A 19943-nucleotide genomic window follows, 5' to 3' on the forward strand; every position below is an offset into this window, starting at 1 on the left:
TCTGTGAATCCTGCCGCCTGACGCAGGGCCTTTGTTCAGCGACCGTCGGCTCAGCCCGGAATGATCCGGCGCAGCCAGCTTTCGCGCTGACCGGTCGGGGCGGTTTCCGGGCGGGCTCCCTCTTCGGTCAGCAGGGCATAGGCCTCGGCATACCAAGGGCTGCCCGGATAGTTGAAGCCCAGGACCGCGCCGTTGCGCATCGCCTCTTCCTTCAGGCCCAGGATCAGATTGACCTCGACCAGACGGTAAAGGGCCTCGGGCGTATGAGACGTGCGCTGGAACGCCTCGTTGGCGATGACGGCCTTGTAGCGGTTCAGCGCCGCCAGCGGCTGTCCCGCGCGCTGATAATAGCGGCCAATGTTCATTTCCTTGCCGGCCAGCTGGTCGTTGACCATGTCGATCTTGACCGTGGCGTCGATGGCATAGCTGGTGCCCGGGTAGCGGCGGGCCACGTCGTTTAGACCCTGAAGGGCCCCTTCGGCATAGCCCTGGTCACGCCCCACATCGGTGATGCGCTCGAAATTGCACAGCGCCTTCATGTAATAGGCATAGGCTGCGCCGGAGTTGCCGGGGAACAGCTGGATGAACCGGTCAGCCGCCGCCTGGGCTTCGGGATAGTTGTTGTTTTGATAGTAGGCGTAGATCTGCATCAGGATCGCCCGGCGCGACCACTCCGAATACGGGTGCTGACGCTCCACTTCCTGGAAATAGTCGACGGCGTCGGCCCAGCGCTTGCTCTCCAGCCGTTGGTAACCCGTGTTGTACAGCGCCTCGACAGGACGCTCCTCGTAGGCCAGGCGCGGCCGATCCCGACCGGAACAGCCGGCGACGACGACGGTCGAACCGAGCACGAGTGCCAAAACCAGGCCGGTACGAAACTTGGGAGCAGGCAAGGACGACCTCAATCACTTTGGTCCGGGGACCGTGCAGCCCCAGTGGGCCTTCAACTGGACGGCACAGGCCAAAACCCGCGACATCCGAAAACAGGACGCGATCTCTACACTAGGCCACAACCTATCGCCAATGCGTCATGCACATGGCGTTTGGCCTTGTCGCCGGGCTGTCCCCTGATAAGAAGCGCGCCAGCGCGACCACACCAAACACAGCCCGCCGATGACGGCGAAAGGATGACCGGACATGAAGCTGCTGGCAGGCAATTCGAACCGGACCCTGGCCCAGGCCATTGCCACCCACCTGGACATGCCCCTGACGCGGGCCCAGGTGAAGCGATTCGCCGACAATGAAGTCTTCGCCGTCATCGAGGAAAACGTGCGCGGCGAGGATGTCTTCATCATCCAGTCGACCAGCTATCCGGCCAACGACAATCTGATGGAGTTGCTGATCATGACCGATGCGCTGGTGCGCGCCTCGGCCAAGCGGATCACGGCGGTCATGCCCTATTTCGGCTATGCGCGTCAGGACCGGAAGACCGGTGGCCGGACGCCCATCTCGGCCAAGCTGGTCGCCAATATGATTACGCGCGCAGGAGCGCACCGCGTGCTGACGATGGATCTGCATGCCGGTCAGATTCAGGGCTTCTTCGACATCCCGACCGACAATCTGGTCGCCACGCCGGTTCTGACCGACGACATCCGCCGTCACTATCCCAATCCCGAAGAGCTGATGATCGTCTCGCCCGACGTCGGAGGCGTCGTACGGGCCCGTGCCCTGGCCAGCCGTCTGAACGCTGACCTGGCCATCGTCGACAAACGCCGGCCCAAGGCGGGCGAAAGCGAAGTGATGAACATTATCGGTGACGTCTCAGGACGCCGCTGCATCCTTTTCGACGACATCGTCGATTCGGGCGGCACCCTGGTGAACGCGGCCAAGGCCCTGATCGACCAGGGCGCGACAGAGGTCTCGGCCTACATAAGCCACGGCGTTCTGTCGGGTCCGGCGGTCCAGCGTATCACGGACGGCCCGCTGAAGACCCTGGTCATCACCGACTCGATCGAACAGCCTGACGAAGTTTTGAACTGCGCCAAAATCCGCGCCGTATCGGCTGCACCACTGATCGGAGAGGCTATCCGCCGGATCGCCAACGAAGAATCGGTCTCGAAACTTTTTGATTAACCATCGGAAAACACTTCGGCCCGCGTTATAGGGACTTCACATAGTATCGGTGCCGTTCGCGCCGCGCGTCCACGTGGGGATGTCTGAATGTTCCGGGTTTCAATGCGCAGTGGTCTGACGATCGCCGCCCTCGCCGCCGCCACCCTTATCGCCAGCTGCTCGACACCGGAGCCAGCGCCCGAGCCTGTCGCACCTCCTCCGCCTCCGCCTCCTCCCGTCACGCTGAACGAAGGTGTGGCCCAGGCTGCCTCGATCTATGTCACCTTCATGCGTGACGTCGGCACCATCCAGCCGGGCTTCCAGGACGCCGAATCCATCCAGGCCGCCATCCGCAAGGGCGCGTCCTATGAACCGGCTCAGCTGTCGCGCGGGATGATCGCCTACGGCTCCATCCTGGCCCTTCAGTCGCCGGAGTTCGTTCAGGGCGTGCGCACCTATGCGGGTGACCCGACGACGCGACAGACCGTGATCAACAGCATCCTGACCGACCCGGCCTATGCCGCCACCCTGCCGGGAGCCGATGCGGCGGCTGGCCTGATCGTCGACACCATCGGGCGCGATTCAGCCGCGATGATGCTGATCGCCAATGCCGTCGAGGAAGACGCCTATACCATCCAGGGCCGTGGTGACCCGCGTCGCCGCTGGGCCACGGTGCACATTCCCAACCGTGAAGTCCGCCTGGAAGGGGCCAAGGCCCTGTCCGCCATTCAGATGCTGCCCTCGGCCGAGGAATCAGCGCGTCTGTTCGCTGCGGCCAACGCAGGCACAGGCCTGTCGGTCAGCCCGACCCGCTCGGGACCTCCGTATACGCCTGCCGTGGTTCGCTCGCTGGCTCTCGCCGCATTGGCCGCATTGGGTGCCGGTGGTGAAGAGGCTCGCGCCAGCACCGAGGCCCTGACGGTCGAGCAGAACAGCGAGTTCTGCCTGAACATGTCCAAGCTGATGCTGTTCCAGTGCCTGGCGGCCTCGCGCCCCAGCTATGAGGACATCTTCTGCGTCGGCCGCCACGTCGCCCGCGACCTGGCCACCTGCACGGCCCAGACGATGAATCCTGTCGGCATCACAGTGCCGGCCAGCACGGTCGCTGATGGTGCAGCAACCCCTGCCCAGACGCCGATCGCAGCCGAAGCAGCAGCGGCTTCGGCCTCCGCGACGGCAGCTCTGAACAGCGGCCGGTAAACCCTGCGGGTCAATCGGCAAGGAGTCCTTGCCGGGACGGTTGCGTCCTCCGACGCTTGCGTGTAATGACCCGCGCTCTTGAATTCAGGGTCTACAGACCCCGGCGCGCGGCCGAGAAACAGCCACGCGCCGCTTTTCGTTGTTGAGGCGAGGCATGGCCGACATCATTCTGAACGTAGACGTCCGTGAAGGCGTCGGCACCGGTGGCGCCCGCGCTGCGCGTCGTGCGGGCCTGGTCCCCGGCGTGCTGTACGGCGGCGACAAGGCCCCCGTCGCCATCTCGGTGAACGAGCGCGACTTCCGCAAGTCGCTCTACACCGGCAAGCTGCTGGGCCATCTGGTCAAGCTGAAGTACGGCAAGGAGACCCAGTCGGTCATCGCCCGCGAGGTCCAGTTCGACCCAGTTTCGGACCGTCCCCTGCACTTCGACCTGATGCGCGTCGACGAGAAGCAGACGATCACGATCGATGTGCCCGTCCACTTCATCAACGAAGACCAGTGCGGTGCCTTCCGTCAGGGCGGCTCGCTGGAAGTCGTCCGTCACTCGGTCGAGGTCAAGGTCCGCGCCGACCACATCCCCGAAGACCTGATCGTCGACCTGGCCGGTCACAAGCTGGGTGACACCATCCGCTGGTCCGACCTGAAGAATACCGGCGACGTCGAGCCGACCATCACCGACCGCGACTTCGTGATCGCCTCCATCAAGACGTCTTCGGCTGCCAAGGCCGCCGACGAGATCGAGGAAGCCATCGCCGAAGAGCAGGCCGAGGTTGAAGCCGCCGCCATCGAGGCCGGCGACGTGCCCGCGACCGAGCAATCGGACGAAGAAAACGCCGAAGACAAGACCGAAGACTAATCTCTTCGACACGACTGTTGCGGCAACGGCCCATTCCGGCAACGGAGTGGGCCGTTTCCTTATCCGGAGCGCGCCATGATCATCATCGCCGGCCTGGGCAACCCCGGCCCGAAGTACGAGAAGAACCGCCACAACATCGGCTTCATGGCCGTGGACGAGATCGCGCGCCGCTGGCGCTTCGGACCCGAACGGGCCAAGTTTCAGTCGGTGGTGCGCGACGGCGAGATCGATGGCACCAAGGTGCTGCTGATGAAGCCCCAGACCTTCATGAACGAGAGCGGCCGGGCGGTCGGCGAGGCGGCCCGCTTCTACAAGATCAAGCCTTCCGAGGTGATCGTCTTCCACGACGAGATCGACCTGGCCCCCGGCCGTTTTCGCATGAAGACCGGCGGCGGGGCGGCCGGTCAAAACGGCATCCGCTCCCTGATCAGCCACCTGGGGGCCGACTTCCGGCGCGGGCGGATGGGGGTGGGCCATCCCGGCGAAAGCCATCTGGTCATGCCGCACGTGCTGGGTGACTTCCACAAAGCCGACCTGCCCTGGCTGGACCCCATGCTGAGTGCCGTCGCGGACGCCCTGCCCTTTGCCGTGGCCGGTGAGGACGAACGCTTTCAGGGCGAGGTCATGCGCTTGGCCCCCGCCCCCAAATTCAGTCCGCGACAGGCTGCGCAGGGCGGCAGGGCCGACTGAATCCCGCGCGGCCCTTCGCCACGGTTTGCAAATCGATACGGCCCCGCTAAAGCCCGGTCCGTGAGCCGTTCCCGCGTCGAAACTTGGTCGATCGCCCGATCGCTGGCCTTCCTGGCTGCGGTCTTTGCGATCACGCTCGGCACCCTGCTGCCGTTCGGGGCCATGGCGGCGGCGACGCCGGGTCAGCCCATCGTCATCTGCTCGGCGCAAGGGCCTATGACCATCCAGGTCGGCGGCGACATGGACGGGCCCGGCGGCAAGACCCATCCGGCCAAATGCGCCGCCTGCGTCATGCCCTTGCCGGCGGTCCTGCCCGACCCGCCGATCCCCGAGCCCTCGGCCCCGCTGCGTCCGGCCCAAGCCGTCGTCTATGCACCGGCCTCGGTCAGCCCGCCGCCCCCGGCACGCGCCCCGCCGCGCCCGCCCTCGACCGCCCCACCCATCGCCTGAACCAGACAAGCTGACGCCATCGCGTCAGACTCCGCGCCGCCGCCCGGCCGCGCGGTCTTTCTCTGTATTCAGGAACGATCCATGTCTCTCAAGACCACCGCCGCGCCCTGCGCGCTGCTGCTCGCCGCACTCGTCGCCAGCCCGTCGCTGGCTTTGGCCGAACCCATCACACCGCCGACCGAAGACCCCGTCACGACGCTGGACAGCGTCATCGTCACCGGTCGTCGCAATCCGGAAGACCCCGCCGTCGTGGCAGAGGCCGGCGCCCTGCTGTCGCGGACGCCGGGTGCGGTGGCGGTGGTGTCGTCCGAAAGCTATGAAAACCGCTTCGCCCAGGGTTTCTCCGACACCCTGCGCAACGTCCCAGGCGTCCTGGCCCAGAAGCGCTATGGCGAGGAAAGCCGCCTCTCCATCCGCGGTTCGGGCATCGCCCAGGGCTTTCACCAGCGCGGCGTTCTGTTCGCCCAGGACGGCGTGCCCTTTGCGGATGCCGATGGCTTTTCCGATTTTCAGGGCATCGACCCACTGAGCGCCCGCTACATCGAGGTCTACAAGGGCTCCAACACCCTGCGCTTCGGCGGGGCCCAGCTGGGCGGGGCGATCAATCTGGTCACGCCGAACGGCCGTACAGCGACGCAAGACCTGATGCTTCAGGCCGAGGCCGGCTCCTGGGGCTTCCGCCGCCTGCATGCCCAGGTGGCCGGTGAACGCGGCGACTGGGATGCCTTCGTCGGGGTCACCGCCCTGGAGGCCGACGGCTATCGCCAGCACAGCGACCAGAGCCAGGGCCGCGTCACCGCCAGCGTCGGCCGCAGCTTCGGCGAGGACCGCGAAATCCGCCTGATCGCCCAGGCCGCCGACATCCAGCAGTCGATCCCCGCCGCCGTCAGCCTGAACGCCGCCCTGACCAATCCGCGCGCCACGACACCGGTGACCATCGCCAATGACTATGCCCGCGACCTGACGCTGAAACGCCTGACGCTTCAGGGCCGCTGGCGCTTCGATGACAGCACCCTGTTCGAAGGGGCCGTCTGGGGCTGGAGCAAGGACCTGTTCCACCCGATCTTTCAGGTGGTGGACAATCAGACCGACACCGCCGGAGCCTATGCCCGCATCGACTGGACAGGCTCACTTGGCGGCATGAAGGCCGACGCCTTCTACGGCTTCAGCTATCGCGACGGTGACAACGACGCCAAACGCTTCCTGAATATCGCCGGCCAGCGTGGGGCCGTTCGGGCCAGCGGCGTCCAGCAGGCCACGGGGCTGGACGTCTTTGCCGAGGGTCGCCTGTTCGTCACCGACCAGATCGCTCTGGTCGCTGGCGGCTCCTACGGCAAGGCGACGCGCGACTATGCCGACCGCCTCAACCCGATCAACAACGCCAGTGTGGACTACGACTGGTTCTCGCCGCGACTGGGTCTGCTCTGGCAGGACGATACGGGTCTTCAGATCTTTGCCAACATCACCCGGTCGGTCGAGCCGCCGACCTATGGAGCGCTGGTTCAGGCCACCTCGCCCGGCTTCACCACGATCGACATTCAGGACGCCTGGACCGGCGAGGTGGGCGCTCGAGGTCGTCGCGGAGCGTTTGCCTGGGACGTCGTGGCCTATCGCTCGGATATCGAGGGCGAGATCCTGAATTTCATCGTCCTGGTCAATGCCCCGGCGGCGACGTTTAACGCCGACAAGACCATCCACCAAGGGCTCGAGGCGGGGCTGGACTGGACCCTGCCTTTCCAGTTGGCCGACGGCAGCCTGATGCTACGCCAGACCTATGCCTTCTCGGACTTCCGGTTCGATGGCGATGTACGGTGGGGCGACAACACCCTGCCGGTGGTGCCGGAGCATCAGTATCGCGCCGAACTGACCTGGCGACATCCGTCGGGCGTCAGCCTGACCCCGTCCGTCGAATGGCGGCCCAGGGATGTGTGGGTCGACTATGAGAACACGTTCAAGGCCCCGGGGTATGCCTTGATGGGCCTGAACGCGTCGTTCGACCTCGGTGATCGCGTGACGGTTTATGCGGACCTGCGCAATCTCACGGATGAGCGGTATGTCGGGGAGTTTACGGCGGTTCCAAATGCAAGTCCCACGCCGACCAATCCGCGCGATCCACGAGACGCCCAAGCCGTCTTCTTCCCGGGCGAAGGCCGTTCGGCCTTCATTGGCCTGCGTCTGACCTACTAGGGGCCTGTGGGGCGGACCGGAGACGGACCGCCCCCGCTTTCGAAAGAGATTGCCATGAGCGTGCCTGATAATTCTATGTCCAACACCGCCCCGTCCGGGAACTACCGCGCGGTCTGGCGCTGGCATTTCTATGCCGGGTTTCTGGTCCTGCCGTTTCTGATGCTGATGGCCCTGACCGGGGGGCTGTATCTGTTCAAGGCCGAGATCGACGACGCCGTTTATCGGCCCATGGCGGCGGTCGAGGCGCGGGGCACGCCCGCGTCTCCCGACCGCTGGGTCGCCGCCGCCCGGGTCGGCACAGGCGGCGAGGTGACCAATGTGATGGTGCCGGACAGACCCGATCGTGCGGTGCAGATGACGGTGCGCCTGCCCGACGACAGCCGCCGCATCGCCTTCGTCGATCCCTATAGCGCCGAACTGAAGGGCGTCACCGCCTATGTCGGGCTGACCGAGACCATCAAACGCCTGCACAGCCTGGAGCAGTTCGGACCTGTCATGAACCTGGTGGTCGAGATCGTGGCGGGCTGGGCCATCATCCTGTTAGCCACCGGCCTGTTCCTGTGGTGGCCGCGCAAGCGAGCGGTCGGCGTCACCACGCTGAAGGCCACCGATCCGAAGCGCCGCCCTTTCTGGCGCGACCTGCACGCCCTGACGGGTCTTTATGCCGGGGGGATCATCCTGTTCCTGGCGGTGACCGGCATGCCGTGGTCGTCCGTCTGGGGCGGTCAGGTGCTGAAGGCCATGAACGAGGCGGGCCTGGGTCGGCCCCAGGCTCCGTCCGCCGCCTCATCCTGGGCCCATGCCGAGCATGACGACAAGCCAAAGGGCGCGGGCTGGGCGCTGGAGCATTCAGGCGTCACCACCGATCACCAGATGGCCCCGCCCCGCCTGTCGCTGGTGATCGATCGGGCTGAGGCCATGCAGTTGCCACGACCCTATACCGTCTCCATCCCGGCGTCGGCGGACCGAACGTTTGCCGTCGCTCGACAGAACGAGCGGGTTCAGGACAGTCGCACCCTGTATGTCGACGGCACGACCGGGACGCTGAGGGGCGACATCCGCTACGAACAGTATGGCTGGGGGGCCAAGGCCTTCGAATGGGGCATCTTCACCCATCAAGGCACCCAGTATGGCCAGATCAATCGCATCATCATGCTGCTGGGCTGTATCGCGGTCTGGGTGCTGGCGATCAGCGGCCTGATCATGTGGTGGAAGCGTCGCCCGGCCAGACGCGGCCTGTCGCTGGGCGCACCGCCCGCGCCCGGCGGCCTGCGGGCGCGTGCCGCAGTGCTGGGCATCGTCATTCCCCTCTGCCTCCTCTATCCCTTGACCGGTCTCAGCCTGCTGGCTGCGCTGGCCCTCGACCGCCTCGTCGCGCGGTTGGTGCGGCCCCGTCCGGTCGCGTCCTGAAAGGACCCTAGATCATGAAACGTCTCCTGATCCTCGCCGCCGCCTCGGCCACCCTGACCGCCTGTTCGGCCCAGCCCGAGAGCTCGACCCTGGCGGTCGTGGAGGCCGCAGACGCCCTGTGCCGACCCACCCCCAACGGGCGCGACGTCACGGGCTGCTACGTGACCCTGACCGCCAGCCAGGCCGACCGTCTGATCTCCGTCGCCTCACCGTCGGCTGGCGTGGCTGAAATCCACGAGATGAAGACCGAGGGCGGCATCATGAAAATGGCCGAGCTGCCGGATGGCCTGGCCCTGCCTGCGGGCGAGGCGATCAGTCTGAAGCCGGGCGGCAACCACATCATGCTGATGCAGGTGAAGACCCCTCTGGCGACGGGGGACACCGTCTCCCTGACGCTGACGTTCGAGAAGGCGGCTCCGCTGGGGGTCCGCGCTGTTGTGGGTCAGCCGGGGCCCACACACACCCGCCACTGACACTGCAATCACGCGCGAGCCTGACAAACGGGATCGAACCGTCTAAAGGCTCGCGCTCATTGCAAACCATCGGAACGTCATGGCCCTGAAAGTCGCGATCGTCGGCCTGCCCAACGTCGGCAAGTCCACCCTGTTCAACGCCCTGACCAAGACGGCGGCGGCGCAGGCCGCCAACTATCCGTTCTGCACCATCGAGCCGAACACCGGCGACGTGGCCGTGCCCGAACCCCGCCTGGACGTGCTGGCCGAGATCGCGGGCTCCAAGGAAATCATCCCGTCACGGATCACCTTCGTGGACATCGCCGGTCTGGTGCGCGGCGCGTCCAAGGGCGAGGGTCTGGGCAACCAGTTCCTGGCCAACATCCGTGACTGCGACGCCGTGGCTTTCGTCGCACGCTGCTTCGTCGATGACGACATCACCCATGTCGAGAACCGCATCGACCCGATCTCTGACCTGGACATCATCGAGACCGAACTGATGCTGGCCGACCTGGAAAGCCTGGAGAAGCGGGTCGTCAACGTCGAGAAGAAGGCCAAGGGCGGCGACAAGGAGGCCCAGACCACCCTGCGCCTGATCAATATGGCCCTGACGCCGCTGCGCGCCGGCAAGCCCGCCCGTGTCGTCGAGGTATCCAAGGAGGACGAGAAGGCCTGGCACATGCTGCAGTTACTGACCTCCCTGCCCGCCCTCTATGTCGCCAACGTCGATGAGGCATCGGCCGACAAGGGTAATGAACTGTCCGACCTGGTCGCCAAGCGCGCCGCCGAGGACAATGCCAATTCGGTCGTCATCTCGGCCAAGATCGATTCCGAACTGGCCGTGCTGGACGCCGAGGAACAGGCCGAGTTCCTGGAAAGCCTGGGCCTGGCCGAGCCGGGCCTGAACCGCCTGATCCGCGAGGCCTATGCCCTGCTGGGCCTGCAGTCCTATTTCACGGTCGGTCCCAAGGAGGCCCGCGCCTGGACCATCCACGTCGGTGACACGGCCCCGCAAGCGGCGGGCGTGATCCACACCGACTTCGAAAAGGGCTTCATCCGCGCCGAGACCATCGCCTATGACGACTTCGTGGCCCTGCGCGGCGAGGCCAAGGCCCGCGAGGCCGGCAAGCTGCGCGCCGAAGGCAAGTCCTATGTCGTCAAGGACGGCGACGTGATGAACTTCCTGTTCAACTGACGTTGGTTTGCAAGATCAGGCCGTTTACCTCGATCACAAACTTGCTGATCACAATTGAGCGGTAACGCTTGCATCTGTCGCGCGTATTTGCGACCGGTTAGCGAAGTGTCGAGAACAGGGGGCGCCCGAATGACTCAGAACACCAATCCATGGGCGACCCAGGTCGATCCTCTGGCCCAGGACATCGCGGCCGTGCTGAAACGCATGGGCGGCTCCGCGCATCAGCGCGACGTGGTCCAGTGCGTCGCCGCGATCAAACGCCAGCGCGGCGAAACGGTGGCTCAGGATCTGGCCAACAAGATCGTCGAGGTGTTCGAACGTTACCGCGACCTGTTCTTCCGTCCCTATGGCGAAGGCTCCATGCGCTGGGCCCTGCAACCCGGCGTCGCCTGAGCTTCTGATCTTTCCGACTACGACAAAGGCCCGCGATCGAAATCGCGGGCCTCGTCAATTTCGGCAGACGCTAGATCCTAGAAGCGGCGGATGTAGCTGACGCCATAGGTGTCGACTTCGCCGCCGTCATCGCGGAAGTCACGACGGGTCCAGTCGCCGCGCACGCCGTTCTGGCCGTCGAAGAAGTAGTTGGCACCGGCACCATAGTTGACGCTCTCGCCGTCATTGGTGGCGGTGACGCCCGGGATCTCGGCCTTGATCTTGGTCGTGCCATAGCCGACGCGGCCGAACAGTTCGAAGTTGTCGTTGATGGGCAGGGTGCCGACGCCATAGATGGCGGCGTCATACTCGTGCTTCAGCTTGCCCTCGACGCCGGCCACGGCGAAGTCATCGTCACGGACGCCAAACGAGGCTTCGCCCTCGGCTCCGATGTAGCGGTTGAACTTGGCCCCGACGCGGCCAGTGATGGCACCCAGGTCACCGTCGCTTCCGTCCAGTTGAGTGTAGCCGATCGAACCCTGCCATTGCGGGTTCGGAATACTCTGCGCCATAGCGGGGGCCGCGATCACAGTAAGGGCGGCGGTGGCGAGAAGAATGTTACGCATTGTTTCTTGTATCCTCTAGATGTGGTCACCGATCGGCAACCAGCCCCATCCAGCGAAGACACAAATGGGCAACCGAAAGCGGCGTTCCAGAGGCAGGTGAATACATAACAAGGACTGTGTGTCACGAAACACAGACCGCGTTACTTCAACCATGACAGTTTTGTGGCGGCGCCTCAGCGCCGATCAGCGATCCTTTTCGCGCTCCGTGCCTGCGCGCGCATGCAGGGCCGCCTGGGCGGCGGCCAGCCGGGCGATGGGCACACGATAGGGCGAGCAGCTCACATAGTTCAGGCCCACCTCTTCGCAGAAGGCAATCGACGAGGGATCGCCGCCGTGTTCGCCGCAGATGCCCATCTTGATGTCGGGTCGCACGGCCCCGCCCCGCTCGGCAGCGATGCGGATCAGGTCGCCGACGCCTTCCTGGTCCAGGCGGACGAAGGGGTCAGTCTCGAAGATGCCCTTGTCCATATAGGCCTGAAGGAAGCGGCCTGAATCGTCGCGGCTGATACCGAACGTGGTCTGGGTCAGGTCGTTGGTGCCGAAGCTGAAGAACTCGGCATGCTCGGCCAGATCCCCGGCCCGCAGGGCCGCGCGAGGCAGCTCGATCATGGTGCCGACCAGATAGGCGATGGACTGACCGGTTTCGGCGAAGACGGCCTGAGCCGTACGGTCCGTCAGCTCGCGCAGATATTTCATCTCCAGGCCCAGGGCGACCAGCGGGTGCATGATCTCCGGCAGAGGAGCCTGGCCGGACGTGGCCTGAACCTCCAGCGCCGCCTCGATGATGGCGCGGACCTGCATCTCGTAGATTTCTGGATAGGCGACGCCCAGGCGGCAGCCGCGATGGCCCAGCATGGGGTTGGTCTCGTGCAGTTCCTTCGCCCGGCGCTTCAACTTGGCGGCGTCGAGGCCGGAACTGGCGGCCAGGGCGTCGATGTCGGCGTCACTGTGGGGAATGAACTCGTGCAGCGGCGGGTCCAGCAGGCGCACCGTCACCGGCAGGCCGGCCATGATGGTGAACAGCTCCACAAAGTCCGACTTCTGGAACGGCGCAATCTTGGCCAGGGCCGCGCGGCGCCCCTGCTCGTCGTCGGCCAGGATCATTTCGCGCACGGCGGCGATACGGGCCTCGTCGAAGAACATGTGCTCCGTCCTGCACAGACCGATGCCCTCGGCGCCGAAGCCACGCGCGGTGCGGGCGTCCAGCGGCGTCTCGGCATTGGCGCGGACCTTCAGCCTGCGAACGCTGTCGGCCCAGGCCATCAGGGTCTGGAAGTCGCCCGTCAGCTCCGGCTCGATCATGGCCACAGCCCCCTCGAGGACCTCGCCCTTGGAGCCGTCGATGGTGATGATCTGGCCCGCCTTGAAGGTGCGGCCGTGCGCGGTGAAGGTCCCGGCCTTTTCGTCGATCGACAGGGCGTTGATGCCGCAGACGCAGGGGCGGCCCATGCCGCGAGCCACGACCGCCGCGTGGCTGGTCATGCCGCCCCGGGCCGTGACGATGCCGCGTGCGGCGTGCATGCCATGGATGTCCTCGGGCGAGGTTTCCTCACGCACCAGGATGACCGCGTCGCCCAGTTGCGCCAGGCGCTCGGCCTCGTCGGCGTCGAAGACGATCTTGCCGGTCGCGGCACCGGGCGAGGCCGGCAGGCCCGAGGCCACGACGTTGCGGGTGGCATTGGGGTCGAGCGTGGGATGCAGCAGCTGGTCCAGGGCGGCGGGCTCGACGCGGCTGACCGCCTCTTCCTGAGAGATCACACCCTCGGCGGCCAGATCGACCGCGATCTTCAGCGCCGACTTGGCCGTGCGTTTGCCGTTGCGGGTCTGCAGCATCCACAGGCGGCCCTGTTCGACCGTGAACTCGATGTCCTGCATGTCGCGGTAGTGGGTTTCCAGCCGTCCGACGACGTCCACGAACTGGCCGAAGACCTCGGGCATGGCCTCTTCCATCGAGGGGGCCGTCTCGCCCATCTCCTCGCGGCCCGCCTTGGTCAAGGATTGCGGTGTGCGGATGCCGGCGACGACGTCCTCGCCCTGGGCATTGATCAGGAACTCGCCGTACAGGCGCGCCTCGCCGGTCGAAGGGTTGCGGGTGAAGGCCACGCCGGTGGCCGAGGTCTGGCCCATATTGCCGAAGACCATCGACTGGATGTTGACGGCCGTGCCCCAGCTTTCGGGGATGTCGTGCATGCGGCGATAGAATTTCGCCCGGTCGTTCATCCAGCTGTCGAAGACCGCGCCGATCGCGCCCCACAACTGGTCGTGCGGGTCCTGCGGGAAGGGGCGGCCCAGGTGACGCTCGACCACATCCTTGTAGTCGGCCACGACCTTTTCCCAGTCCTGGGCGCGCAGGTCGGTATCGATGGTGATGCCCAGACGATCCTTGTGGTGATCCAGCACCTCTTCGAAATCGTCGTGGCTGAGGCCCAGCACCACGTTGGAGTACATGGTGATGAAGCGGCGGTAGCTGTCCAGGGCGAAGCGGCGGTCACCGGACAGGGTGGCTAGCCCCTCCACCGTTTCATCGTTCAGGCCCAGGTTCAGGACGGTGTCCATCATGCCGGGCATGGAGGCGCGGGCACCCGAGCGGACCGAGACCAGCAGGGGGTTGGCCGCATCGCCGAAGGTTTTGCCGACGATGCCTTCGACGGTCTTCAGACCGGCGGCGACCTGTTCGGTCAGGTCGGCGGGATAGGCCTGGCCATTGGAGAAGTAGTGGACGCAGGCTTCGGTCGTGACGGTGAAGCCGGGCGGCACGGGCAGACCCAGCGACGACATCTCGGCCAGATTGGCCCCCTTGCCGCCGAGAAGGTTCTTCATCGACGCATCGCCGTCGGCGGATCCGCCACCGAAGCCGTACACCCATTGAGTCATCAGTCAGTCCCTGAAGCCGTGGTCGCGCAGGATGGACTCAACCATCCGCGTCCGTGCCGCCCCGATTACCGCGCAGCGCCCGCGAAGGCGAGGGCCGCGCTGTAACAAACCGTGAGAAGAGGTTTCGCACGGGTCGAGTGTCTCCATCGTTGTTCGGAAAACGCGGTTGAGACTTTTTCGCAGACGATGTTGCAAGCCGGTGAGGCCTCTGAGAAGCGCCGTTCATGCCGTTCGTGTTCGTTCAACTGTCAAAGACCGCGCCAGAGGGTGGCACGAACATGAGAGCACGTTTGGGCGTCAGTTTCGGACGCACCCTTCTGGTCGTGTGACCGACAAGGTCCAGTGTCTTCACCCAGGGCACGGCAAGGGCCGGATTATCCGGGTCGAGAATACACTGTGGAGGCCGGACGCGGGATTGGTCCCGCGCCCGGTCTGCATCAGGCCAGCATGCGTACCTTGGGTTCGCGGTCCCACTGGCGGGTGGCGGCGGGCTTCAGCCAGGGCTTGGCATCGGTGGAGACGTCGATCACGCCCGCGTCCGCCTCGACCCCGGCTTTGTCCAGCAAGGGCTGAGCGTCCGGCGTGAAGCCGATGGCCTTGAGGTGGCCGAAGGCGTCCTTGGCGAAGTCGATGGCGGTGCCTTCCTTCAGCAGGTCGGCGCATCCGGCCTCGGACAGGACGATCGCCACGGCGTCGAACATGACGGACGGCGTTCCGGCCAGCTGGCCGTCGGCCTTGAGGCGTTTGCCACCCTTCAGCTTCACGCCGCCGATCCTGGGCGCGACGATCTTGACGGTGGCCCCTGCCCCTTCGGCGGCGGCCTTGACGGCGTCGATGACCGTCCCGTCCGCGCCGTCGCTGACCAGGATGCCGACGGCACGGCCCTTCAGGGTGTCAGGATATTTGCCGACGATGCGCAGGGCGGGACTGTCGTCCATGTCGTAGGGCTTGCTGGCGGGCTCCGACGCCGCGGGCAGGTCGACGCCCAGACCGTCGGCTACCCGCTGGGCCAGGTCGGTATCGACGTTCTGGAGATTGCCCAGGACGCGGTCGCGGACATGGTCGAGGCTCAGCTTGGACAGTTCGAACACGATGGCGCTGGCCAGGTGAGCTTGTTCGGGCGCGGTCTGGCTGCGGAAGAACAGCCGGGCCTGGCTGTAGTGGTCGGCGAAGGTCTCGGCGCGCAGGCGAACCTTGGTGTCTTCCACCGGCGCGGCGAAAGACCGGAAGCCGCCCTTGGGGTCCTCGCGCGGACCGCCCTCCTCGCCCGCCTCAGCCAGGCTGTTGGGCTCATAGTTGGCGCGACCCTTGGGCACGGCCATCTGCATCTGGCCGTCGCGCTGCAGGTTCTGGAACGGGCAGCCCTTGGCCTGATTGATCGGCAGCTGGTGGAAGTTGACGGTGCCCAGCCGCGACAGCTGGGTGTCCTGATACGAGAACAGCCGGCCTTGCAGCAGCGGGTCCTCGGAGAAGTCGATCCCGGGCACGATGTTGGTCGGCAGGAAGGCGGCCTGTTCGGTCTCGGCGAAGAAGTTGTCGGGGTTGCGGTTGAGGGTCATCTTGCCGACCACGCGGATCGGGTGGAGTTCCTCGGGGATCAGCTTGGTCGCGTCGAGGATGTCGAACGGCAGGGCGTCGGCCTCGGCCTGGCTCAGCAGCTGGACGCCGAAATCCCACTCGGGGAAATCGCCGGCGTCGATGGCCTCGAACAGATCGCGACGGTGGAAGTCGGGATCGGCCCCTGCGATTTTCACCGCCTCGTCCCAGCAGGTCGATTGCGTGCCCAATCGGGGCCGCCAGTGGAATTTGACGAAGGTCGCCTCTCCCGCCGCATTGATCAGGCGGAAGGTGTTGACGCCAAAGCCCTCGATCATGCGCAGGGATCGCGGAATGGCCCGGTCCGACATGGCCCACATGATCATGTGGGTGCTTTCAGGCATCAGGCCGATGAAGTCCCAGAAGGTGTCATGGGCGCTGGCCGCCTGGGGATAGCCCCGGTCGGCCTCCATCTTCACGGCATGGATCAGGTCGGGGAATTTAATCGCGTCCTGTATGAAGAAGACCGGGATGTTGTTGCCGACCAGGTCCCAGTTGCCTTCGGTCGTGTACATCTTGACGGCGAAACCGCGCACGTCGCGGGGCGTGTCGACGGACCCGGCACCACCGGCCACAGTCGAAAAGCGGGTGAACAGCTCGGTCTTCTTGCCGACCTCTGTCAGGATTTTGGCGGTCGTGAACTCGGCCAGGCTGTCGGTGAGCTCGAAATAGCCGTGGGCGGCCGAGCCGCGCGCGTGGACGATCCGTTCGGGGATACGCTCATGGTCGAAATGCTGGATCTTCTCGCGCAGGACGAAGTCTTCGAGCAGCGACGGACCGCGCGGCCCGGCCTTCAGCGAGTTCTGGTTGTCGCTGACAGGCACGCCGTGATTGGTGGTCAAGCGGGTGTCGGGGGTGGATGCGGTCTGATGGGTCTCGCCGCCGTTGCCGGGCGAGCGCGTCTTGGAAGCGGCCATGGGGATGTCCTGACTGGAGGGAATGTGTCAGCGAAACACCCCCGAGCCGACAAAGCCCCAGCTTGGCCGTAGCTTAATTTATATGTCGGGTTCCGGCGGAGCACAGACTGGTCAAACGCGCTCAGGCAGGGCAGATCGGGCCATGCGGCAGCCCGACCTGATCATCTTCGACTACGACGGCGTGGTGGCCGACAGCGAGTTGCTGAACAATGCGGCCATGGCTGAAGTGCTGACCGCGATCGGCCTGCCCACCACCACCGACGACGCCATCGCGCGCTATATGGGGCGACGCTGGCTGGATTTCCGACCCTTGATCGAGGCGGAGTTGGGACGAGACTGCCCTGACGAGGTCGTCGTGGACTGGACGCGGCTCTGCCATGAGCGGGCCTCGACCCGGCTGACCCCCGTCGACGGGTTGATGACGTTTGTGGAAGGACGCCAGCAGGCGCGCTGCATCGCCTCGTCCAGCCCGCCGGACTGGATCGCCCTGGGGCTGGCCCGTTTCGGGCTGGCCGACCGGATGGGTCCGATCTTCAGCGCCGCTGTGCATGTGTCGCGCGGCAAGCCGCATCCGGACATCTTCCTGCATGCGGCCGAGGCGATGAGGGCTCGCCCCGACAGGACCGTGGTGATCGAGGACAGTCCCTCGGGCGTGCAGGCCGGCGTGGCGGCGGGAATGCATGTGATCGGTCTTTGCGCCGGGGGCCATGTGCGGGACGGTCATGCCGAAGCGCTGACAAAGGCTGGCGCGCATCGGATCGCCTGGTCCTATGGCGAAGTGGCCGTCCTTATCGACTAGCTTCCAATTACCAAAAACACTGTGTGGGGCGCACAAATCGTTGCGTGCTGCCGCCTTCCAGTGAACGATAGCCCAGCTTTAAAGAGGGGATACGGCATCATGGCATTTGCAGTCCGATGGTGGCTCGCTTTGGCGCTTGCGGCCCAGATTGTCGCGCCAGCCACAGCGTCGGCTGCGTCAGCGTTGTTGCTCTCGCAACAGGAACCACCGCAAGTTCGCGTTAACGTCGCCGTCCAATCAGAAGGGCCGTTTGCCGAGGAAGCGTCTCATGACAGCGCGTACCGAGCCGCGCTGGAAGAGGTGAATTCGGGAGGCGGCTTTGCGGCACTGCAGCGGCACGTACCAGCGTTGACTGAAGCCTTCAGCCACGCGCCAGGCACGTATCCGACCGTTCAAGAAGTTGCCGGTGGCTGGTCTATCCGGGCTGACACCCGCGATGAAATCATGACGCTGGCTCAAAGAATTGGTGAAGTTCAGAGTGAGCGAGGCGGAGGCGAGGTTAAGGTCGTTGCGCGCCCCAATGTGTACCCCAACATCGCTTTTCTATTAGCCAGCGCGGCCGTGGAAAGGCGCGATTTCGCGACCGCACACGCTGTCCTTGATGCAGGCTTGGCGCTTCAACCTCTTGATAGGCATCTGCTCAATGAAAAACTGGTCGTTCTGCACGCCGAGCGGCGATGGGAAGAGGCCTACCTATTGGTAAAAAATGCGCTCGCCACAGATGACCCATTGCTAAAAGCAGATCCTGCGCTGCTTCAGCGCCGTCTGGGTTATACGCTGGTTGAACTAGGTAGGCTTCATGAGGCGCGAGCAGCTTACGAGGCTTCTCTTGAGGCGGAACCGGGCAATGCGATTGCATTGGCCGAGCTGGAATTCATTACCAATGCCGAGCAAGGGCAGCCGAACTACGGCGAGATGCAGATACTGGCGCCGAACATGCCCGTCGCGACATCAAAGCCGGAATCGCAGACGCAGGTGCAGGAACGCAAGGCAAACTAACTCGGCCTTAACCGTAAGGATTCACCATCCGGGCTCTCATTATCCGGGGCCGCGTTTCCATGTCCGAACTGAAGACCGACATCGTCCATCGTGGGGACTGTATCGAGGTGTTGCGCTCGCTGCCCACGGCGTCGGTCGACATGGTGTTCGCCGACCCGCCCTATAATCTGCAGCTGGGCGGCGATCTGCTGAGGCCGGACAACAGCCTGGTCGATGCGGTCGATGACGACTGGGACAAGTTCGACAGTTTCGCGGCCTATGACGCCTTCACGCGCGACTGGCTGAAGGAATGCCGCCGGGTGCTGAAGCCGGAGGGGTCGATCTGGGTGATCGGCAGCTACCACAACGTCTTCCGCCTTGGCACGGCGATTCAGGACCTGGGGTTCTGGGTCCTGAACGACATCATCTGGCGCAAGTCCAACCCCATGCCGAACTTCAAGGGCACGCGCTTCACCAATGCGCACGAGACCCTGATCTGGGCGGCGCGCAGCCGCGAGCAGAAGCGCTACACCTTCAACTATGATGCGCTGAAGGCCTTCAACGAGGACACCCAGATGCGGTCCGACTGGACCTTTGCCCTGTGCACGGGCGAGGAGCGGATCAAGGACGCCGACGGCAAGAAGGCGCATCCGACCCAGAAGCCCGAAGGGCTGCTGCACCGGGTGCTGCTGGCCGCGACCCGTCCCGGCGACGTGGTGCTGGACCCCTTCTTCGGCACGGGCACGACGGGTGCGGCGGCCAAGCGGCTAGGGCGTCACTTCATCGGGATCGAGCGCGATCCGACCTATGCCGATGTGGCCGAAAAGCGGATCGCCGCCGTCATTCCGGCCCGGCCCGAGGACCTGGTCGTCACCGGATCCAAGCGTAATGAGCCCAAGGTGCCGTTCGGGGCGCTGGTCGAGGCGGGGCTGCTGCAACCGGGTGACCGGCTGTACTGCCCCAAGGGCGACCGCGAGGCGCGGGTGCGGGCCGACGGTTCGCTGGTGTCCGGCGATCTGTCGGGGTCGATCCACAAGCTGGGGGCCCTGTTCGAGAATGCCCCGGCCTGCAATGGCTGGACCTACTGGCGTTTCAAGACGGATCAGGGACTCAGGTCGATCGACACCCTGAGGGCCGAGGTTCGCGCCGGGATGCAATGACGGGTTCCCGACATTTGAATACGGCTAAGTTACCGGGATAAAAGAATAAAAAGCGGTGTTCCGGGAACTTCGCACCTGCGAGACGGTTAGATGATCCGGCGTCCGGACGAATGACGCCCGGAGCCCATC

The 19943-nt window shown here is 65.1% G+C and carries 17 protein-coding genes; 13 read left to right on the forward strand and 4 right to left on the reverse strand.

Going from position 1 to position 19943, the window contains the following annotated elements; all coding sequences use genetic code 11:
• Positions 1 to 50 precede the first annotated feature (50 nt).
• On the reverse strand, positions 51 to 905 hold the full coding sequence (locus WC585_RS10050) for an outer membrane protein assembly factor BamD (protein WP_373257804.1): 855 nt from the start codon (positions 903 to 905) through the stop codon (positions 51 to 53).
• A gap of 232 nt (positions 906 to 1137) precedes the next feature.
• Between WC585_RS10050 and WC585_RS10055 the strand changes: the two genes are divergently transcribed.
• From WC585_RS10055 to WC585_RS10100, 10 genes are all read left to right on the forward strand, one after another.
• Positions 1138 to 2073, forward strand: a complete 936-nt coding sequence (locus tag WC585_RS10055) for a ribose-phosphate pyrophosphokinase (protein ID WP_373257805.1) — start codon at positions 1138 to 1140, stop codon at positions 2071 to 2073.
• An 87-nt stretch (positions 2074 to 2160) separates the two neighbouring features.
• Positions 2161 to 3252, forward strand: coding sequence for a hypothetical protein (locus WC585_RS10060; protein WP_373257807.1), 1092 nt, complete (start codon positions 2161 to 2163; stop codon positions 3250 to 3252).
• A gap of 154 nt (positions 3253 to 3406) precedes the next feature.
• Positions 3407 to 4108: a 50S ribosomal protein L25/general stress protein Ctc gene (locus WC585_RS10065; RefSeq protein WP_373257809.1), complete on the forward strand. Its 702-nt coding sequence runs from the start codon at positions 3407 to 3409 to the stop codon at positions 4106 to 4108.
• A gap of 75 nt (positions 4109 to 4183) precedes the next feature.
• Complete coding sequence (gene pth / locus WC585_RS10070) at positions 4184 to 4798, forward strand: aminoacyl-tRNA hydrolase (RefSeq protein WP_373257810.1); 615 nt, start codon at positions 4184 to 4186, stop codon at positions 4796 to 4798.
• 60 nt (positions 4799 to 4858) lie between these two features.
• Complete coding sequence (locus WC585_RS10075; RefSeq protein ID WP_373257812.1) at positions 4859 to 5248, forward strand: DUF2946 family protein; 390 nt, start codon at positions 4859 to 4861, stop codon at positions 5246 to 5248.
• An 81-nt stretch (positions 5249 to 5329) separates the two neighbouring features.
• On the forward strand, positions 5330 to 7435 hold the full coding sequence (locus WC585_RS10080; RefSeq protein WP_373257814.1) for a TonB-dependent receptor family protein: 2106 nt from the start codon (positions 5330 to 5332) through the stop codon (positions 7433 to 7435).
• Between the two features lie 54 nt (positions 7436 to 7489).
• On the forward strand, positions 7490 to 8845 hold the full coding sequence (locus WC585_RS10085) for a PepSY-associated TM helix domain-containing protein (protein WP_373257815.1): 1356 nt from the start codon (positions 7490 to 7492) through the stop codon (positions 8843 to 8845).
• A 14-nt stretch (positions 8846 to 8859) separates the two neighbouring features.
• Complete coding sequence (locus WC585_RS10090; RefSeq protein ID WP_373257817.1) at positions 8860 to 9318, forward strand: copper chaperone PCu(A)C; 459 nt, start codon at positions 8860 to 8862, stop codon at positions 9316 to 9318.
• A gap of 79 nt (positions 9319 to 9397) precedes the next feature.
• Positions 9398 to 10492, forward strand: a complete 1095-nt coding sequence (gene ychF / locus WC585_RS10095; protein WP_373257819.1) for a redox-regulated ATPase YchF — start codon at positions 9398 to 9400, stop codon at positions 10490 to 10492.
• Between the two features lie 129 nt (positions 10493 to 10621).
• A complete protein-coding gene (locus WC585_RS10100) occupies positions 10622 to 10885 on the forward strand; it encodes a hypothetical protein (RefSeq protein WP_292173794.1) in 264 nt (87 codons plus the stop codon).
• A gap of 77 nt (positions 10886 to 10962) precedes the next feature.
• Here the strand turns inward: WC585_RS10100 and WC585_RS10105 are convergent, their stop codons facing one another.
• The 3 genes from WC585_RS10105 to WC585_RS10115 all read right to left on the reverse strand — a co-directional run bounded on the left by WC585_RS10105 (position 10963) and on the right by WC585_RS10115 (position 16877).
• A complete protein-coding gene (locus WC585_RS10105; protein WP_373257821.1) occupies positions 10963 to 11490 on the reverse strand; it encodes a porin family protein in 528 nt (175 codons plus the stop codon).
• Positions 11491 to 11673: 183 nt separating this feature from the next.
• Complete coding sequence (gene ppdK / locus WC585_RS10110) at positions 11674 to 14364, reverse strand: pyruvate, phosphate dikinase (RefSeq protein WP_373257822.1); 2691 nt, start codon at positions 14362 to 14364, stop codon at positions 11674 to 11676.
• Positions 14365 to 14801: 437 nt separating this feature from the next.
• Positions 14802 to 16877: a catalase gene (locus WC585_RS10115; RefSeq protein WP_373257823.1), complete on the reverse strand. Its 2076-nt coding sequence runs from the start codon at positions 16875 to 16877 to the stop codon at positions 14802 to 14804.
• Between the two features lie 142 nt (positions 16878 to 17019).
• Here WC585_RS10115 and WC585_RS10120 point away from each other — a divergent pair, with 142 nt between their 5' ends.
• From WC585_RS10120 to WC585_RS10130, 3 genes are all read left to right on the forward strand, one after another.
• Complete coding sequence (locus WC585_RS10120) at positions 17020 to 17676, forward strand: HAD family hydrolase (RefSeq protein ID WP_373257824.1); 657 nt, start codon at positions 17020 to 17022, stop codon at positions 17674 to 17676.
• A gap of 99 nt (positions 17677 to 17775) precedes the next feature.
• Positions 17776 to 18675 (forward strand): hypothetical protein, encoded by a 900-nt coding sequence (locus WC585_RS10125; protein ID WP_373257826.1) that lies wholly within the window; start codon positions 17776 to 17778, stop codon positions 18673 to 18675.
• 59 nt (positions 18676 to 18734) lie between these two features.
• Positions 18735 to 19814, forward strand: a complete 1080-nt coding sequence (locus WC585_RS10130; RefSeq protein ID WP_373257827.1) for a site-specific DNA-methyltransferase — start codon at positions 18735 to 18737, stop codon at positions 19812 to 19814.
• Positions 19815 to 19943: the final 129 nt, after the last annotated feature.

The organism is Brevundimonas sp. (genome assembly GCF_041648055.1).
GTDB lineage: Bacteria > Pseudomonadota > Alphaproteobacteria > Caulobacterales > Caulobacteraceae > Brevundimonas.

Excerpts from the sequence above, each read along its gene's own strand:
- WC585_RS10055 (WP_373257805.1), top strand. The coding sequence starts at position 1,138 with ATGAAGCTGCTGGCAGGCAATTCGAACCGGACCCTGGCCCAGGCCATT.
- WC585_RS10060 (WP_373257807.1), top strand. The coding sequence starts at position 2,161 with ATGTTCCGGGTTTCAATGCGCAGTGGTCTGACGATCGCCGCCCTCGCC.
- WC585_RS10065 (WP_373257809.1), top strand. The coding sequence starts at position 3,407 with ATGGCCGACATCATTCTGAACGTAGACGTCCGTGAAGGCGTCGGCACC.
- pth (WP_373257810.1), top strand. The coding sequence starts at position 4,184 with ATGATCATCATCGCCGGCCTGGGCAACCCCGGCCCGAAGTACGAGAAG.
- WC585_RS10080 (WP_373257814.1), top strand. The coding sequence starts at position 5,330 with ATGTCTCTCAAGACCACCGCCGCGCCCTGCGCGCTGCTGCTCGCCGCA.
- WC585_RS10085 (WP_373257815.1), top strand. The coding sequence starts at position 7,490 with ATGAGCGTGCCTGATAATTCTATGTCCAACACCGCCCCGTCCGGGAAC.
- WC585_RS10090 (WP_373257817.1), top strand. The coding sequence starts at position 8,860 with ATGAAACGTCTCCTGATCCTCGCCGCCGCCTCGGCCACCCTGACCGCC.
- ychF (WP_373257819.1), top strand. The coding sequence starts at position 9,398 with ATGGCCCTGAAAGTCGCGATCGTCGGCCTGCCCAACGTCGGCAAGTCC.
- WC585_RS10100 (WP_292173794.1), top strand. The coding sequence starts at position 10,622 with ATGACTCAGAACACCAATCCATGGGCGACCCAGGTCGATCCTCTGGCC.
- WC585_RS10105 (WP_373257821.1), bottom strand. The coding sequence starts at position 11,490 with ATGCGTAACATTCTTCTCGCCACCGCCGCCCTTACTGTGATCGCGGCC.
- ppdK (WP_373257822.1), bottom strand. The coding sequence starts at position 14,364 with ATGACTCAATGGGTGTACGGCTTCGGTGGCGGATCCGCCGACGGCGAT.
- WC585_RS10115 (WP_373257823.1), bottom strand. The coding sequence starts at position 16,877 with ATGGCCGCTTCCAAGACGCGCTCGCCCGGCAACGGCGGCGAGACCCAT.
- WC585_RS10120 (WP_373257824.1), top strand. The coding sequence starts at position 17,020 with ATGCGGCAGCCCGACCTGATCATCTTCGACTACGACGGCGTGGTGGCC.
- WC585_RS10125 (WP_373257826.1), top strand. The coding sequence starts at position 17,776 with ATGGCATTTGCAGTCCGATGGTGGCTCGCTTTGGCGCTTGCGGCCCAG.
- WC585_RS10130 (WP_373257827.1), top strand. The coding sequence starts at position 18,735 with ATGTCCGAACTGAAGACCGACATCGTCCATCGTGGGGACTGTATCGAG.